The organism is Actinomycetospora sp. TBRC 11914 (genome assembly GCF_012933465.1).
In the GTDB taxonomy this organism is placed as follows: Bacteria; Actinomycetota; Actinomycetes; order Mycobacteriales; family Pseudonocardiaceae; genus Actinomycetospora.
In genome coordinates, this window is record NZ_JABBND010000003.1 from 302189 (window position 1) to 318623 (window position 16435).

The 16435-nt window shown below is 75.3% G+C and carries 12 protein-coding genes and 1 pseudogene; 2 read left to right on the top strand and 11 right to left on the bottom strand.

Annotation, left to right across the window (positions count from 1 at the left end; translation table 11 throughout):
- Positions 1-2: 2 nt before the first annotated feature.
- The 4 genes and pseudogenes from HH311_RS09545 to HH311_RS09560 all read right to left on the bottom strand — a co-directional run bounded on the left by HH311_RS09545 (position 3) and on the right by HH311_RS09560 (position 2597).
- A complete protein-coding gene (locus HH311_RS09545) occupies positions 3-242 on the bottom strand; it encodes an RNA-binding protein (protein WP_169183371.1) in 240 nt (79 codons plus the stop codon).
- A gap of 22 nt (positions 243-264) precedes the next feature.
- A pseudogene (rpsP, locus tag HH311_RS09550) lies at positions 265-609 on the bottom strand (30S ribosomal protein S16); the annotation flags it as partial.
- Between the two features lie 174 nt (positions 610-783).
- The gene (locus tag HH311_RS09555; RefSeq protein WP_169183373.1) at positions 784-1509 is read right to left on the bottom strand and encodes a LamB/YcsF family protein; all 726 of its coding nucleotides are present in this window, start codon (positions 1507-1509) and stop codon (positions 784-786) included.
- Positions 1509-2597 (bottom strand): amidohydrolase family protein, encoded by a 1089-nt coding sequence (locus HH311_RS09560; RefSeq protein ID WP_312030039.1) that lies wholly within the window; start codon positions 2595-2597, stop codon positions 1509-1511. Before HH311_RS09560 ends, HH311_RS09555 begins: the two co-directional genes overlap by 1 nt.
- 27 nt (positions 2598-2624) lie before the next feature.
- On the opposite strand from HH311_RS09560, the gene HH311_RS09565 reads away from it, so the two are divergent.
- Complete coding sequence (locus tag HH311_RS09565) at positions 2625-3041, top strand: MmcQ/YjbR family DNA-binding protein (protein WP_312030040.1); 417 nt, start codon at positions 2625-2627, stop codon at positions 3039-3041.
- A 12-nt stretch (positions 3042-3053) separates the two neighbouring features.
- Here HH311_RS09565 and ffh read toward each other — a convergent pair whose 3' ends face one another.
- The 7 genes from ffh to smc all read right to left on the bottom strand — a co-directional run bounded on the left by ffh (position 3054) and on the right by smc (position 15822).
- Positions 3054-4673: a signal recognition particle protein gene (gene ffh / locus HH311_RS09570; protein ID WP_169183374.1), complete on the bottom strand. Its 1620-nt coding sequence runs from the start codon at positions 4671-4673 to the stop codon at positions 3054-3056.
- 124 nt (positions 4674-4797) lie between these two features.
- Positions 4798-7296 (bottom strand): [protein-PII] uridylyltransferase, encoded by a 2499-nt coding sequence (locus HH311_RS09575; RefSeq protein ID WP_169183375.1) that lies wholly within the window; start codon positions 7294-7296, stop codon positions 4798-4800.
- 147 nt (positions 7297-7443) lie between these two features.
- A complete protein-coding gene (locus HH311_RS09580; protein WP_169183376.1) occupies positions 7444-7782 on the bottom strand; it encodes a P-II family nitrogen regulator in 339 nt (112 codons plus the stop codon).
- Positions 7779-9140: an ammonium transporter gene (locus HH311_RS09585; RefSeq protein WP_169183377.1), complete on the bottom strand. Its 1362-nt coding sequence runs from the start codon at positions 9138-9140 to the stop codon at positions 7779-7781. Before HH311_RS09585 ends, HH311_RS09580 begins: the two co-directional genes overlap by 4 nt.
- Positions 9141-9435: 295 nt before the next feature.
- Positions 9436-11151, bottom strand: a complete 1716-nt coding sequence (ftsY, locus tag HH311_RS09590) for a signal recognition particle-docking protein FtsY (RefSeq protein ID WP_169183435.1) — start codon at positions 11149-11151, stop codon at positions 9436-9438.
- 311 nt (positions 11152-11462) lie between these two features.
- Positions 11463-11921, bottom strand: coding sequence for a hypothetical protein (locus HH311_RS09595; RefSeq protein WP_169183378.1), 459 nt, complete (start codon positions 11919-11921; stop codon positions 11463-11465).
- A 172-nt stretch (positions 11922-12093) separates the two neighbouring features.
- Positions 12094-15822: a chromosome segregation protein SMC gene (gene smc, locus HH311_RS09600; protein WP_169183379.1), complete on the bottom strand. Its 3729-nt coding sequence runs from the start codon at positions 15820-15822 to the stop codon at positions 12094-12096.
- A gap of 134 nt (positions 15823-15956) precedes the next feature.
- On the opposite strand from smc, the gene HH311_RS09605 reads away from it, so the two are divergent.
- Positions 15957-16391, top strand: coding sequence for an SRPBCC family protein (locus HH311_RS09605; RefSeq protein WP_169183380.1), 435 nt, complete (start codon positions 15957-15959; stop codon positions 16389-16391).
- Positions 16392-16435 lie beyond the last annotated feature (44 nt).

A 16435-nucleotide genomic window follows, 5' to 3' on the forward strand; every position in this document is an offset into this window, starting at 1 on the left:
GCTCAGCGGTCGGTGTCGACGACGTCGACGCGCACGCCGCGCCCGCCCACACCGCTGATGACGGTGCGCAGCGCGGTGGCCGTGCGACCGCCGCGCCCGATGACCTTGCCCAGGTCGTCCGGGTGCACGCGCACCTCGAGGGTGCGCCCGCGGCGGTTGGTCACGAGGTCGACCGAGACCTCGTCGGGGTGCGCGACGATGCCGCGCACGAGGTGCTCGAGGGCTTCGGCGAGATCGCTCACGCCTCGCTCACTGCGCCGCGTTGTTGCTGACCTTGGCCAGCTCCTCGTTGAACCGGGCCTGCTTGTCGACCTTCTCCGGCTGCGGCTTGAGCTTGCCCTCGGCGCCGGGGAGGCCCTTGAACTTCTGCCAGTCGCCGGTGACCTTGAGCAGGCCGTGGACCGGCTCGGTCGGGATGGCGCCCACGCCGAGCCAGTACTGCGCGCGCTCCGAGTTGATCTTGATGTCGCTCGGCTGGCTCTTCGGGTGGTACTCGCCGATCGTCTCGATCACGCGCCCGTCGCGACGGTTGCGGGCGTCGGCGACGACCACGCGGTAGTGGGGCTCGCGGATCTTGCCCATGCGGGCGAGCTTGATCTTGACGGCCACGGGTCCGGTGTACTCCTCGTTCGCGCTACTGCTCCGTGCTCGGCGTCCCCGGCCGGCGTGGGGTCACCACCGGCCGTGCACCGCAGGTCCGACGGTCGTGGCCCAGGGAGAGGGTGGCCGCGACGCAATCCTGTCGATTGTGCCAGAGCATCCCGACGAGGAGGTGGGGCGGGGCTACCCCCCGGCCAGCGCCGCCGCGACCGCCTGCGCGTTCGCGACGGCCTCGGGGGTGTCGCCGTGCAGGCACAGCGAGTCCGCGCGGACGTCGAGCTCGGTGCCGTCCACCGCGACGATCACCCCGTCGCGCGCCAGCCGCACGGCCCGCTCGACGACGGCGTCGGTGTCGGGCAGGAGGGCGCCCGGCTCCGACCGCGGGACGAGGGTGCCCTCCGGCGTGTACCCGCGGTCGGCGAACGCCTCGGCGATCGTCGTCAGCCCCGCCTCGGCGGCGAGCGCGAGGAGCCGTCCGCCGGGCAGCCCCATGACCGGCAGGTCACCGGCCGCGCGTGCCGCCTCCACCACGGCGGCCGCCTGCTCCTCGTGGTGCACGACGGTGTTGTAGAGCGCCCCGTGCGGCTTCACGTAGGCGACGTCGGCGCCGGCCTCGGCGGCGAAGATCCGCAGGGCGCCGATCTGGTAGAGCACCTCGGCGGCGAGCGTGGCGCGGTCGACGTCGAGGAAGCGCCGTCCGAAGCCGGCGAGGTCGCGGTAGGAGACCTGGGCGCCGATGCGGACCCCGCGCTCCGCGGCCCGCGCGCACACCCGCCGCATCGTCGGCGCGTCGCCGGCGTGGAAGCCGCAGGCGACGTTCGCCGAGGTCACGACGTCGAGCAGGGCGTCGTCGTCGGTCAGGTGCCACTGCCCGAAGCCCTCGGCGAGGTCGGCGTTGAGGTCCAGCATCAGCCCAGCCGCCGTCCCCGCCGCAGCACGGCCGTCGGCCGACGGAGCACGTCGAGGTCGGCGCGCGGGTCCCCGGGCAGGACGACCACGTCGGCCGGCGCCCCCGGGCCGATCCGCGGGCGGCCCAGCCAGTCCCGCGCGGCCACCGTCGCCGCCATCAGCGCCCGCTCCCGGCCGAGCCCGGCGTCGGCGAGCGCCACGACCTCGTCGACGATCCGGCCGTGGGCGATCCCGCCGCCCGCGTCGGTCCCGGCGTAGACGGTGATCCCGGCGTCGAGGACCTTCGCGATCGTCTCCCCCGCCCGCGCGTACAGCTCCCGCATGTGCGCGCCGTAGCGCGGGAACTTCTCGCCGGCCGCGCCGGCGAACCCGGGGAAGTTCGCGACGTTGACCAGGGTCGGCACCAGGACGGTGCCGTGGGCGACCATCATCGCGATCGTGTCGTCGGTCAGCCCGGTGCCGTGCTCGATGCAGTCGATGCCCGCCCCGATCAGCCCGGGCAGGGCGTGCTCGCCGAACACGTGGGCGGTGACGCGGGCGCCGTGGGCGTGGGCGGTGTCGATGGCCTCGCGCAGCACGTCGTCGGGCCAGAGCGGCGCGAGGTCGCCCTCGTCGCGGTCGATCCAGTCGCCGACGAGCTTGACCCACGGGTTGGCCCGCGCCTGCTCGGCGACGAGGCCGGGCAGCTCGGCCGGGTCCTCGGCGTCGATCGGCAGGCCGCGGATGTAGCGCTTGGGGCGCGCGAGGTGGCGCCCGGCGCGGACGATCTCGGGCATCTCCGGGTCGTCGTCGAGCGGCCGGGTGTCGATCGGGGCGCCGCAGTCGCGGAGCAGCAGCGCGCCCGCGGCGGCGTCGACGTGCCCCTGGGCCCGCGCCTCCTCCAGCTCGACGGGGCCGTCCGGGCCGATCCCGACGTGGCAGTGCGCGTCGACCAGCCCCGGGACGATCCAGCCCTCGATCGTCTCCGCGCCGGCGACCGGGCCGTCGGTGAACCGGCCCGCCTCGTCGATCCAGAGGTCCCGGGCGGCGTCCCCGGGCTCGGTGGTCTCGTCGAGCACGACACCGTGCAGGTGGAGGGAGGAGGGCACGGACCGGGATCGTAGGAGAATCGGCGCGTGTCGACCGAGCGCACGCCCGAGGTCGGGGACGTGCACGGCCTCGCCCGCGCGATGCCGCACGTGAAGGCGCTCGTCGGGCCGAAGGGCAACGCGATCTACCAGGTGGGCGGGAAGTCGTTCGTCTTCTTCCGCACCCCGCAGCGCGACGCGGCCGACCCGGACACCGGCGCGAAGTACGACGACGTCGTCATGTTCTGGGTCGAGGACGAGGAGGCCAAGGCGGCGCTCGTCGGCGACCCGACGACGCCGTTCTTCACCACGCCGCGCTTCGACGGGCACCCGTCGGTGCTGCTCCGCACCTCACGGCTCGGCGAGCTCGACCTCGCCGAGCTCCGCGAGATCGTGCAGGACGCGTGGCTCGCGCAGGCCTCCCCGCGACGCCGGGACGCGTGGCTGGCCGAGCACGCGCCCTGAGCGCGGACCCGCCTACTTCTTGCGCTTCTTGTTGCCCTTCTTGCCGCCGCCGGAGCCACGGCCGCCGCCGCCGGCGTTGCCGGGGAAGGTGAGCGCGCCGGGGTCGAAGCCCTCGGGCAGCTGGTCGAGGCCGGCGAGCCCGGGCGGGAGCTGGTTGAGGCCCGGCGTCTCGTAGGAGCCGACCGAGCGCTGCCCGCGCTGCGACGAGCTCTCCGCCGCGATGCCCGCGATCGCCGGCATCGTCTTGCCGGCGCCGCGCTGGCTCTTGCCGGCGCCCTTGCGGGCACTGCGTGCGGCCTTGCGACCGCCGCCGCCCATGCCCGGCAGGCCGAACTGGCCGGCCATGTTCTTCATCATCTTGCGGGCCTCGAAGAACCGCTCGACGAGCTGGTTGACGTCGGTGACGCCCACCCCGGAGCCGTTCGCGATCCGCAGCCGCCGCGACCCGTTGATCATCTTCGGGTCGGCCCGCTCGGCCGGCGTCATGCCGCGGATGATCGCCTGCACCCGGTCGAGGTGCTTCTCGTCGACGTTCGCGAGCTGGTCCTTCATGCCCGCCGCGCCCGGGAGCATGCCGAGGATGTTGGCGATCGGGCCCATCTTGCGGACCGACTGCATCTGCTCGAGGAAGTCCTCGAGCGTGAAGTCGCCCTCGCCCATCTTGCGGGCGGCGGCCTCGGCCTGGCCGGCCTCGAAGGCCTCCTCGGCCTGTTCGATGAGCGAGAGGACGTCGCCCATGCCGAGGATGCGCGAGGCCATCCGGTCGGGGTGGAAGACGTCGAACTCGTCCTGCCGCTCGCCGTTGGAGGCGAAGAGGATCGGCTCGCCGGTGACCTGGCGGACCGAGAGCGCGGCGCCGCCCCGGGCGTCGCCGTCGAGCTTGGTCAGCACCACGCCGGTGAAGCCGACGCCGTCGCGGAAGGCCTCGGCGGTGTTCACCGCGTCCTGGCCGACCATGGCGTCGAGCACGAAGAGGATCTCGTCCGGGGAGACCGCGTCGCGGATGTCCGCGGCCTGGCGCATCAGTTCCTCGTCGACGCCGAGACGGCCGGCCGTGTCGACGACGAGGACGTCGTACTGCCGGGCCCTGGCGTCGGCGATCGCTCGCCGGGCGACGTCGACCGGGTCGCCCACGCCGTTGCCGGGCTCGGGCGCGAAGACCTCGACCTCGGCCCGCTGGCCGACGATCTGCAGCTGGTTCACCGCGTTCGGGCGCTGCAGGTCGCAGGCCGCGAGCATCGGGGTGTGGCCCTGCTTGCGCAGCCAGAGCGCGAGCTTGCCGGCCAGGGTCGTCTTCCCGGAGCCCTGCAGGCCGGCGAGCATGATCACCGTCGGCGGGTTCTTCGCCAGCCGCAGCCGGCGCGTCTCACCGCCGAGGATGCCGACGAGCTCCTCGTTGACGATCTTGACGACCTGCTGCGCCGGGTTGAGGGCCTCGGAGACCTCCGCGCCCTTGGCGCGCTCCTTGACCTGCCTGACGAACTCCCGGACGACGGGCAGCGCGACGTCGGCCTCGAGCAGCGCGATCCGGATCTCGCGGCAGGTGGTGTCGATGTCGGTCTCGGAGAGCCGGCCCTTGCCGCGCAGGTCCGACAGGACCGAGGTGAGGCGTTCGGACAGGGTGTCGAACACGGCGGACGTTCTCCCCCAGACGACGGGTGACGGCACCGGAACGGGTGCCTGCTGACGCTCTGCCCGGGCAGGCCACGGGCAACACCAGCCTAACCGGGCCGTCCCACGCGCCCGGAGGCCCTGGTCAGCCGCCGGGCTGCGCCGCCGCCATCACCGCGGCCTCGATCGCCCGACGGCGGGTCGGGTCGAGCGCCACGACGGTGCCGTTCCCCGGCCCGTCGTGCGGGGTGCCGTCCTGGGCCGCCTCGGTGGTGGCCTCGAGGCAGAACGCGTCGATCACCGACGAGCCGAGCGTCGACACCCGGGCCCAGCGCACGTCGACGCCCTGCGCTTCCAGCGCGGCCGCCACGTGGTGGAGCAGCCCGATGCGGTCGGCGGTGCGCAGCTCGAGGACGACCGCGCCGGTGGCCTCGTCGTCGAACCACAGCACCCGGCTGGCGGGCGGGGTGGTGGAGGAGCCGCGGCCGGAGTAGTCGCGCTCCTTGGCCGCGAGGCGGGCGGGCAGGTCGAGGGAGCCCTGGAGGACGCGGACGAGGTCCTCGCGCAGCAGGGAGGCCTCGGGCAGCCGGCCGAAGCGCGGCGAGACGGTGAAGCTGTCGACCGCCACGCCGTCGTGCTCCACCAGCACCGCCGCGTGCACCTGCAGGGAGTGCAGCGCCAGCACCCCGGCCGCCCGGCTCAGCAGCCCGGGCCGGTCCGGGGCGGCCACCGTCATCGTCACCGTGGTGAGCTCGTCGCCGGCGTCGACCGAGACCTCCGGGCGGCCCGAGACCTGGACCGACCGGGCCAGGGCGAGCCGGTCCTCGGAGAGCGGCTCGGGGCCGGGCACGGGCTCGCCGGCCATGACGATCCGGCAGCGGCGGACCAGGTCGCCCATGAGCGTGGCCCGCCACGGCGTCCACACCCCGGGCCCGGTGCCCAGCGCGTCGGCCTCGGCGAGGGCGTGCAGCAGCTCGAGCAGCACCGGGTCGCCGTCGAGGGTGTCGACCACGCGCTGCACCGTCGCCGGGTCCTCGGGGTCGCGGCGCTGGGAGGTGTGCGGCAGCAGCAGGTGGTGGCGCACCATCGCCGCGAGGAGCTCGACGTCGGCCGGCCACAGGCCCAGCCGGCGCCCGATGTGGCGGGCGAGCTCGGCCCCGACCACCGAGTGGTCCTCGTCGCGGCCCTTGCCGATGTCGTGGATCAGCGCGCCGAGCAGCAGCAGGTCGGGCCGCGAGACCCGGGTCGTCAGGGCGCCGGCCCGGCGGGTCACCTCGACGAGGTGGCGGTCGACGGTCCACACGTGCTGGCGGTCGCGGGGCGGGAGGTCGCGGACCGCGCCCCACTCGGGGACGAGCCGGCCCCACAGGCCGGTGCGGTCGAGGGCCTCGATGACGTCGACCAGGCCCTCCCCCGCCCCGAGCAGCGCGAGCAGTTCGGTGCGCGCCGAGCGCGGCCACGGCTCCCGCAGCTCGGGTGCGGCCTCGGCGAGCCGGTTGAGGGTCCCGGCGGCGATCGGCAGGCCGGTGCGCGCGGCGACGGCGGCCAGCCGCAGCACGAGCGCGGGGTCGCGGGTCACCTGGGCCTCGCGGGCGAGGACGACCTCGCCGCCGTGCTCGACCACGCCCTCGTCGAGGGGGCGCCGGGCCGGCGTGCGGCGCAGGGCGGCCAGGCCCCGTCGCGGGAGGGCCGCCCGCGCCGAGCGCAGCGCGACGTCGGTCGCGTAGACGACGGTGCGGGCCGCGCCGGAGAGCGAGCGGGCCAGGTCGTAGCGGTCGGTGACGCCGAGGTCGGGGATCCCGGCGAGCTCGTGGGCGTCCTCGGCCTGCAGCACGTCGCGGGCGCGGCCGGCGCGCCGGTGCAGCTCGGTGCGCAGGTCGAGCATCAGCCCCCGCGCGGAGCGCACGTCGACGGCGGGCCGGTCGACGAGCTGGGCGGCGGCGAGGGCGTCGAGGAGCTGGACGTCGCGCAGGCCGCCCCGGCCGTTCTTGAGGTCGGGCTCGACGCGGTGGGCGACCTCGCCGGAACGCTGCCAGCGGCCCCGGGTGGCCTCCTCGAGCTCGTCGAACCGGCCGCGGATCCCGGCCCGCCAGGCCTGCCGCGCGGAGCCCGCGAGGCGCTCGGCGAGCTCGGCGTCGCCGGCCAGGAGGCGGACCTCGAGCAGGCCGAGGGCCACCCGCAGGTCCTCGGTGGCCACCCCGACCGCCTCGCCGACGGTCCGCACCGAGTGGTCGAGGCCGATCCCGGCGTCCCACAGCGGGTACCAGAGTGCGTCGGCGATGCGGGCGACCTGGTCGGCGCCCTTCTGCCGGCCGGTGCCGTCGTGGACGAGGACGAGGTCGAGGTCGGACCAGGGGGCGAGCTCGCGGCGTCCGAGGGCACCGACCGCGACGAGCGCGATGCCGCTCCCCTCCCCGACGCCGACCGCCGCGGCCCGGGTGGCGAGCCAGAAGTCGTGCAGTTCGACGAGGGCCTCGCGCAGCGCCGCCGGCCCGAGCCGGCGGGCACCGGGCGGCGGCGTGAGCAGCGCCGTCCGCGCGCGGACCAGGTCGACGGCGGCGCCCTCGTCGGACTCCCCCGAGACCCGGGGCACCGCGCCGAGCTCCGCCGGATCCGCCCCGGCTCCCGACCCCGCAGCGACCATGCCGTCCTCTCGCGCTCCGCCGTCGTGGTGTGGATGGGACGCGGCGCCCGGCAGGGGCCGCGCCGGCGGGCGCGCAGGCACCGCGGCGCCGGGACCGATCAGCGGGTGATCGGTCCCGGCGCCGCGACACCGGTGGCGCCCTGCGGGCTAGAGGGCGTCCGCCCCGCGCTCGCCGGTGCGCACGCGCACCACGGTCTCGACCGGGGTCACCCAGACCTTGCCGTCACCGATCTTGCCGGTGCGGGCGGTCTCGGCGATCGCGTCGAGCACCTTCTCCGCGGTCGGGTCGTCGGTGACGACCTCGATGCGGACCTTCGGGACGAAGTCCACGGAGTACTCGGCCCCGCGGTAGACCTCGGTGTGGCCCTTCTGGCGGCCGTAGCCCTGGACCTCACTGACGGTCATGCCCAGGACGCCGAGCTGCTCCAGCGCCCCCTTCACGTCCTCCAGCACGAACGGCTTGATGATCGCGGTCACCATCTTCATCGCGGAGCACCCTCCCTGGGAGTCGCAGGCATCGAGGACCCGGTGGCACCCGCGCCCAGCAGGGAGGAGTTTCCTCCACCGCTGAGGCCGGAGTAGTCGTAGGCGGACTCGGCGTGCTCCGACTCGTCGATGCCGGCGGCCTCCTCCTCGTCGCTGACGCGGAAGCCGATCGTGGACTTGATCAGCAGCGCGATGATCGAGGTGACCACGAACGAGTAGATCAGCACGGAGAACGCGGCCACGGCCTGCTTGCCGAGCTGCTCGAACCCGCCGCCGTAGAACAGGCCGTCGGCGCTCGAGGAGTTCAGCGACGTGGTGCCGAAGAAGCCGATGAGCAGGGTGCCGACGAGACCGCCGACGAGGTGGACGGCGACGACGTCGAGCGAGTCGTCGAAGCCCAGCCGGAACTTGATCGAGACGCAGAGCGCGCAGACCGCACCGGCGATGACGCCGATCGCGAGACCGCCGACCGGGTTGACGTAGGCACAGGCCGGGGTGATCGCGACGAGGCCGGCGACGGCACCCGAGGCGGCACCGAGGGTGGTCGGCTTGCCGTCACGCAGCTGCTCGACGACCAGCCAGCCGATGGCCGCGGCCGCGGTGGCCACCGTCGTCGTCGTGAACGCGATCGCGGCGTTCGAGTTGGCGCCCAGGGCCGAGCCGGCGTTGAAGCCGTACCACCCGAACCACAGGAGGCTGGCGCCGAGCAGGACGAACGGCAGGGAGTGCGGGCGGCCCGGGTCACGCGGCCAGCCGCGGCGCTTGCCGAGCACGATCGCGAGCGCGAGGCCCGCCGCACCGGCGTTGATGTGGACCGCGGTCCCACCGGCGAAGTCGAGCGCCTTGAGCGAGTTGGCGATCCAGCCGCCCTTCTCGCCCGAGTAGCCGTCGAACGAGAACACCCAGTGCGCGACCGGGAAGTACACGATCGTCGACCAGAGGACGACGAACAGGCCCCAGCTCCAGAACTTGATGCGTTCCGGGATCGCGCCCGAGATCAGGGCGGGCGTGATGACGGCGAACATCAGCTGGAACATCGCGAACGCCAGGACCGGGATCCCGTCGCCCGTGCTGCCGCCGACGATCTCCTGCGACCCGCCCGGGAACGAGTTGCCCAGGCCGAGGTACTGGAAGTTGCCGATCAGGCCGCCGAAGGCGTCGGAGCCGAACGCGAGCGAGAAGCCGTAGAGGCACCAGAGCACCCCGACGATCGCGAGGCACATGAAGTTCATCATGAGCATGTTCAGGACGCTCTTCGAGCGGACCATGCCGCCGTAGAAGAAGGCGAGCCCTGGCGTCATGAGCATCACCAGCGCAGCGCTGGCGAGTACCCACGCGGTACTACCGGCATTCAACACGGTCGTTCGTCCCTCCTGCGTTCACCGACTTCGAGGCGATCACTGGGAGGGAAGGATGCGCAGCCTGTGTTTCGGGCGCCGTCGGGGTGTGTTTCGCAGCAGTTAACAGCCACCCACCGCGTGTCACCATTGCGTTGCCGAATCGGACACCAGGGTCCGGAGTGCCCCAGGTCACTCCACCGTCGATCACGATGAGCGACACGAATGGCCCCACGATTGCGCAGCGTGTCACCCGATCAGCGGCCGGGGCACACCGCGACATCATGCCCGATCGGGTGCCGCCGCGGACGGCCGCTCAGCGCAACAGGGCGTCGACGAACGCCTCGGGCTCGAACGGCGCGAGGTCGTCGGGGCCCTCGCCGAGCCCGACGAGCTTCACCGGGACGCCGAGCTCGCGCTGCACCTGGAACACGATCCCGCCCTTGGCCGTGCCGTCGAGCTTCGTGAGCACGACCCCGGTCACGTCCACGACCTCGCCGAACACGCGCGCCTGGGTCAGGCCGTTCTGCCCGGTGGTGGCGTCGAGGACGAGCAGGACCTCGTCGACCTCGGCCTGGCGCTCGACCACGCGCTTGACCTTGCCCAGCTCGTCCATCAGCCCGGTCTTGGTGTGCAGCCGACCGGCGGTGTCCAGCAGGACGGCGTCGACCCCGGCCTCGGTGCCCTTCTTGACGGCGTCGAACGCGACGCTCGCGGGGTCGGCCCCCTCGGCGCCGCGCACGGTGCGGGCGCCGGCCCGCTCGCCCCAGGTCTGGAGCTGCTCGGCCGCCGCGGCGCGGAAGGTGTCGGCCGCCCCGAGGACGATCTCGTGCCCGCTGCCGACGAGCACGCGCGCGAGCTTGCCGGTGGTGGTGGTCTTGCCGGTGCCGTTGACGCCGACGACCAGCACGACGGCCGGCCGGCCGTCGTGCGCCAGCGCCCGCACCGAGCGCTCGAGGTCGGTGCCCAGGGTCTCGACGAGGACCTCGCGCAGCAGGTCGCGGACCTCCTCGGACGTGCGGACGCCCCGGGAGGCGATGCGCTCGCGGAGCTTGCGCACGACCTCCTGCGTGGTGGCCGACCCCAGGTCCGCCATGAGCAGCTGGTCCTCGACCTCCTCCCACGAGTCCTCGTCGAGGTCGCCGGCGCCGAGCAGGCCCAGGAGACCGGTGCCGAGCGTGGAGCGGGAGCGGCCGAGGCGTCCCCGGAGCCGCTCGAGACGGCCCTCGGGGGCGGCGATCGGCTCCGTGGGCGCGGGCGGCGCCTCGGTGCCGGACGGCGCGGGGGTCTCGACGGGCGCCGGGGCCTCGACCGGGGCAGGGGTCTCGACGGGGGCAGGGGTCTCGACGGGGGCAGGGGTCTCGACGGGGGCAGGGGTCTCGACGGGGGCCGGGGGCGCCTCGGTGGTGGCCGGCTCGGCCGGGGCCGGCTCCGCGGACGGGGCCTCCACCGGCGCGGCAGGTGCCGTGGAGGCCTGCGTCGTGGGGGCCGGCGTCGTGGGGGCCTGTGTCGGCTGGGCTTGCGTCGGCGGGGCCTCAGTAGTCGGCGCCGCCGCCGGCGGGGCCTCGGTGGTGGCCGGCTCCGCCGGGGCCGGCTCTGCGGACGGGGCCTCGACCGGCGCGGCGGGCTGCGGGGGTGCCGGCGGGGCCTCCGTGCTCGACGGCTCGGCGGGCGCGGGCTCGGCGGACGGGGCCTCGACGGGCGCCGCGGTGGCGGCAGGTCCCGCGGGCGCCGGGCGCGGCTCGGGCTCCGGGCGCGGCTCGGGCTCCGGGGGCGTCGGCCGTTCCTTCGTGGCCGTGCCGCCCCCGGTACCCGCGGAGAACGAGAACCCGCCGCCCGCGGCGTAGCTGCCCTTGGTCGGCCCGGTCGGCTGCGCCTCCTCCTCGGCCTGCTCCCGCAGCGAGATCCGGCGGCGCCGGGCGAGCAGGAGGCCGAGGACGAGCACGACCAGCAGCACGACCACGACGACCGCGACGACGATCCCCGTGAGCGCGCCGGGCGAGAGCCCCGCAGGCGGAGGGGGAGGCGGCACCTGCAGGGGCAGGTCCGGTCGGCCGGCCAGGAGGTCGCTCGCCCGGGTAGCGGTGACGGTCAGCGTCGAGCTCACCGCCCCATCCTGTCAGCCGCGCCCGCCCCGGCCCGCCGCTCGGTGGGGAGCCCGAGGCAGACGCCCACGCCTCGAGGGAGTCACTGCGCGTCGAGAGGATCTCCACCCGGCGCGCACCGACTCCTTGATCATGGGCGGACCTGCGCCCGCCACGCCCGGCGGACCACGCCGCGGGCCGCCACTGCCGTCGAGGAGCACACCACGCAGCCCGCACCCACCCGCAGGAACGCGTGCCCTCAGACCAGCAGCGCGATCCCGACCCCGACCAGCCCACCCACCAGCACGAGGACCCCGAGGAGCAGCGCGAGCAGCGCCGTGACCCCACCCGTCGACTGCGGCACCGGGCCGAGCGCACCGGGACGACGCCCCAGGGCGGGCGCGCGGTAGTAGACGTCGACGGTGTGCCCGGCGGCCACCGGCACGGCCTCGACCACGCGCCCCCACCCGTCCCCGCGGTCCACGACGATCTCGACCCGGTGCCGGCCGGCGGGCAGCGCGATGTCGGTGCGGCCCCACCGCACGTGCAGGGGCAGGTCGTCGACCATCACCGCGAGGTGGCTCGACGCGAGCTGCGGGCAGAGCACGCTGTGCGAGGCGTCGACGACGAGGTGGCCGACGGGGACGTCGGTGCCCCGGGCGGGCGTGGTGCGGGACCGATGGAGCTGGACGTGTCGTCCGGGTTGGAGCACCGTCATGTGTCCGAACCTCCCCCGAGCCCCGCGTGGCACCACGCCGACGGTCCTCGACGGTAGGCCGGTCCCCCGCCCCCGGGGATTCCCCGGCCGCGTCGTCGTCGGTCACGGACGCGTGACCGAAAAGATCACGCAGTGCTACTATAGCGCGACACTCCGTCACGAAAGCGGGGGGTCACACCACCGGGGTGGGGTCCGCCTCCTGGAGTGGTCCGGGGGCGTCGTGGCCGCGCAGCCGCTGGGAGACGACCGCGGTGATCCCGTCACCGCGCATGCTCACCCCGTACAGGGCGTCGGCGATCTCCATCGTGGGCTTCTGGTGCGTGATGATCACCAGCTGCGACGAGCGCCGCAGCTCGTCGAGCAGCCCGATCAGGCGGCGCAGGTTCGCGTCGTCGAGCGCCGCCTCGACCTCGTCGAGGACGTAGAACGGCGAGGGCCGGGCCCGGAAGATGGCGACGAGCATCGCCACCGCGGTCAGCGACTTCTCGCCGCCCGAGAGCAGCGAGAGCCGCTTGACCTTCTTGCCCGGTGGGCGGGCCTCCACCTCGACGCCGGTGGTCAGCAGGTCGTCGGGGTCGGTGAGCACGAGCCGCCCGTCGCCGCCGGGGAAGAGCACCGGGAACACGGCCTCGAACTCGCGGGCCACGTCGGCGAACGCCTCCGCGAAGACGTCGAGGATGCGCTGGTCGACGTCCGCGACGACCGAGAGCAGGTCGCGCTTGGACGCCTTGACGTCCTCGAGCTGCGTCGACAGGAAGCGGTAGCGCTCCTCGAGGGCCGCGTACTCCTCGAGCGCGAGCGGGTTGACCTTCCCGAGCGTGCCCAGCTCCTTCTCCGCGCGCGCGGCCCGGCGCTGCTGCTCGGCGCGGTCGTAGGCCAGCGGCGGGGGCATCGACACCTGCTCGCCGCGCTCGCGCGCCGCAGTGACCTCGGCGACCTCGGCCTCGCTCGGCGGGATCCCGGCGTCCGGCCCGTACTCGCGGACGAGGTCCTCGAGGCCGATGCCGAAGCGCTCGCCGATCGACTCCTCGAGCTGCGCGAGCCGGGTGCGCTGCTCGGCGCGCAGCACCTCGTCGCGGTGCACGGCGTCGGTGAGCCGCTCGAGGGTCTGCTGCAGGCCCCGCAGCCGCTCCCGGGCGCCCTCGAGCTCGCTCGCGCGGGCCTGCCGGGCCGCGGCCAGGCGGTCCCGCTCCCCCGCGGCCCGGGTGACCGACACCGCGATCCGCTCCGCGCCGGCCCGGCCGTGCTCGAGGACCTCCGCGAGCAGTGCCGCCGCCCACTCCCGCTCGCGCCGCCGCTGCGCGGCCCGGTCCCGCTGCTCGCGCTCGGCCCGGGCCCGGTGGCGCAGTGCCTCGGCCCGTCCGGTGACCGCGCGCGCCCGCTCCTCGGCGGTGCGCAGCGCGAGCCGGCTCTCGACCTCCGTGGCCCGCGCGGCGGTCACCGCCGACGCCGACGCGTCCCGCGCCGCGGTGTCCTCCTTGCCGGCGTCGTCGCCGTCGGCGTCGGCCTGATCGGTGGCCATGGCGAGCCGCTCGCCGAGGTCGTCGAGCTCGGCCCGCCGCTCGTCGCGGGAGGTCTCGACGGCCGCGCGGCGCTCGGTGAGGCGGGCCAGCTCGGCCTCGGCGCCCCGCACCGTCTCCGCGAGCCGGCCGAGCCGCCGGGCCTCCTCGGCGCGCCGGGCGTCGTCCCGGGCCCGCCGTGCCTCCGCGGCCTTCCGGCGCTCGACGGCGGCACGGCGGTGGTCGTCGCGGACCTGCCGGGCCACCCCGACCTCGGCGCGCGCCGCCGCCTCGGCCGCCCGCGCCTCCTCCAGGGCGCCGTCCGCGACGGCGACCGCCCGCTCGGCCTCGGCGAGCCGGTCGCCCGCCTCGTCGGCCGCGGACTGCATCTGCAGGATCGACTGGCTGCCCGAGGGGCCACCGACCGCCCAGGAGCCGCCGAGCACGTCCCCGCCCCGGGTGGCCGCGGCCAGCTCGGGGTGCGCGGCGACCACGCGCCGGGCCGCCGCGAGGTCCTCCACCACGACGACGCCGGCCAGGAGCCCCGCGACCGCGTCGGCGAGCGGCCCGGAGGCGCTCACCAGCTCGGCGGCCCAGCGCGCGCCGGCGGGCGCCGCGCCCCGCGGCGGCTCCGGGCTCGTCGTCCCGGTCACGACCAGGCCGGCCCGGCCGGCGTCGGCGGCGTGCAGGTGGGCGAGCGCGTCGGCCGCCGCCTCGGGCCCGGTGACGACGACGGCGTCGGCGGCCGGGCCGAGCGCGGCGGTGATCGCCGCCTCCTCCCCCGCCGGGACGCGCAGCAGCGCCGCGACCGAGCCGAGGACTCCCTCGCGGCCGCCCGCGAGCAGCTCGCCGGCGCCGTCGCGGCGGGTCAGGGTGAGCTCGAGCGCCTCGACGCGGGCCTTCCAGTGCGCGCGGTCGCGCTCGGCGTCGCGGTGGGCGGCGCCCGCCCGGTCGACTTCGGCGCGGACCTGCTCGTGCCGCTCGGTGGCGGCGTCGAACGCGGCCTCCGGGTCGGTGTCGCCGGGAGCCCCGCCCTCGCCGCCCTCACCCCCGTCGTGGCTCTCCGGCGCGGCCTCGGCGGTCGTGCCGGCCGCCTCCTCGGCCTCGGCCAGCTCCTCGCGCGCCGCGGCGGCCCGCTCCCCGGCCTCGGTGATCGACGTCGCGAGGGTCTCGAGCTCCTCGAGCGCCGCCGCGACCCGGCCGCGCTGGGTCTCGACCTGCCCGGCCAGCCGCGCCAGCCCCTCGCGGCGGTCGGCGGCGGCCCGGCGGGCGGCCGCCAGCCGGCGCTCGGCGCCCGTGAGCGTCTCCTCCGCGCCCTCCCGGTGCGCCGCGGCCTCCTCGAGGGCCTCGCGGGCGGCGGCGACCTCCTCGGCGAGCCCGGCCTCGGTCTCCGCGGCCTCCTCGGCCCGGCGCTCGAGCTCGTCGGGGTCGGGCCCGCTCGGGGCCTCCTCGGGCGCGACGAGGTGGCGGTGGCGCTCGGCGGCCAGGGCCACCGTGCCCCGCAGCCGCTCGGCGAGCGAGGACAGGCGGTGGTGGGCGGCGACGGCGTGGTCGTGCGCCGGGGCGTCGCGCTCGAGGGCGGCCTCGAGCTCCGTCGCCGCGCCCGACTCCACCGCGAGCGCCCGCTCGGTCTCGTCACGCCTCCGTCGGGCCTCGTCCTCGTCGGCGCGGTCACGCGCGATGGTGGCGCGCAGCGTCACCAGGTCGTCCGCGGCGAGGCGCAGCCGGGCGTCGCGCAGGTCGGCCTGGATGGTCTGGGCCCGCCGGGCGATCTCGGCCTGGCGCCCGAGCGGCTTGAGCTGGCGGCGGAGCTCGGTGGTGAGGTCGGCGAGGCGGGCGAGGTTGGCCTCCATCGCCTCGAGCTTGCGGAGCGCCTTCTCCTTGCGCTTGCGGTGCTTGAGGACGCCCGCCGCCTCCTCGATGAAGGCGCGGCGCTCCTCGGGTCGCGACTGGAGGATCGCGTCGAGCTGGCCCTGCCCCACGAGGACGTGCAGCTCGCGGCCGATCCCGGAGTCGGAGAGCAGCTCCTGGACGTCGAGGAGCCGGCACGAGCTGCCGTTGATCTCGTACTCGCCGGCGCCGGAGCGGAAGACCCGCCGGGTGATCGACACCTCGGCGTACTCGATGGGCAGCGCCCCGTCGGCGTTGTCGATCGTCAGCGTCACCTCGGCCCGGCCCAGGGGCGAGCGCCCGGAGGTGCCGGCGAAGATGACGTCCTCCATCTTCCCGCCGCGCAGCGCCTTGGCGCCCTGCTCGCCGAGCACCCAGCTGATGGCGTCGACGACGTTCGACTTGCCCGAGCCGTTCGGGCCGACCACGCAGGTGATGCCGGGCTCGAAGCGCAGGGTGGTGGACGAGGCGAAGGACTTGAAGCCCTTCAGCGTGAGGCTCTTGAGGTGCACGCGGCTGGTCCCCCTCCCTGGCCGCGACGGCTCGCCCGTTGCCCGGGAACGCTACGCGAAACCCCGATGTGACCCGTCACGCCCCGCCGCGATCGTGCCGTTTCGCGGGCTCGGTCCCCGGCCTATCCGTCCCCATGACCACAGCGACGCACTACCTCGAGGTCAACGCCCCCGCGGACCGCTGCTACCAGTGGTGGCGTCCGCTCACGCACCTCCCCCAGATCCTCGACGACGTCGAGTCGGTGGAGCCGCGCACGGGCGACGCGAACGTGACGCACTGGGTGGTGGACGGCCCGCTCGGCAAGAAGATCGAGTGGGACGCGAAGATCATCGACGAGGAGCAGGACCGCAAGATCGCGTGGAAGTCGCTCGAGGAGAGCAACAACCACGTCGACACCGGCGGGGCCGTGCGGTTCGACAACCACGGCGACAAGACCGGTGTCGAGGTCAGCCTCCACATCCAGCCCCCCGGCGGGAAGGTCGGCGAGCTGGGCGCGAAGCTCTTCGACGACCCGCAGAAGAAGATCGAGAAGGCGCTGGAGCAGTTCAAGCAGCTGATGGAGAAGTAGGTGCCTCCGGCTCGTGAGCACTAAGTGTCGCCATAACGACACTT

What these genes read in the sequence shown, in the direction of transcription:
- HH311_RS09555 (WP_169183373.1), bottom strand. Translation starts at nt 1,509, where the DNA reads ATGCTGGACCTCAACGCCGACCTCGCCGAGGGCTTCGGGCAGTGGCAC.
- HH311_RS09575 (WP_169183375.1), bottom strand. Translation starts at nt 7,296, where the DNA reads ATGGTCGCTGCGGGGTCGGGAGCCGGGGCGGATCCGGCGGAGCTCGGC.
- HH311_RS09580 (WP_169183376.1), bottom strand. Translation starts at nt 7,782, where the DNA reads ATGAAGATGGTGACCGCGATCATCAAGCCGTTCGTGCTGGAGGACGTG.
- HH311_RS09595 (WP_169183378.1), bottom strand. Translation starts at nt 11,921, where the DNA reads ATGACGGTGCTCCAACCCGGACGACACGTCCAGCTCCATCGGTCCCGC.
- HH311_RS09605 (WP_169183380.1), top strand. Translation starts at nt 15,957, where the DNA reads ATGACCACAGCGACGCACTACCTCGAGGTCAACGCCCCCGCGGACCGC.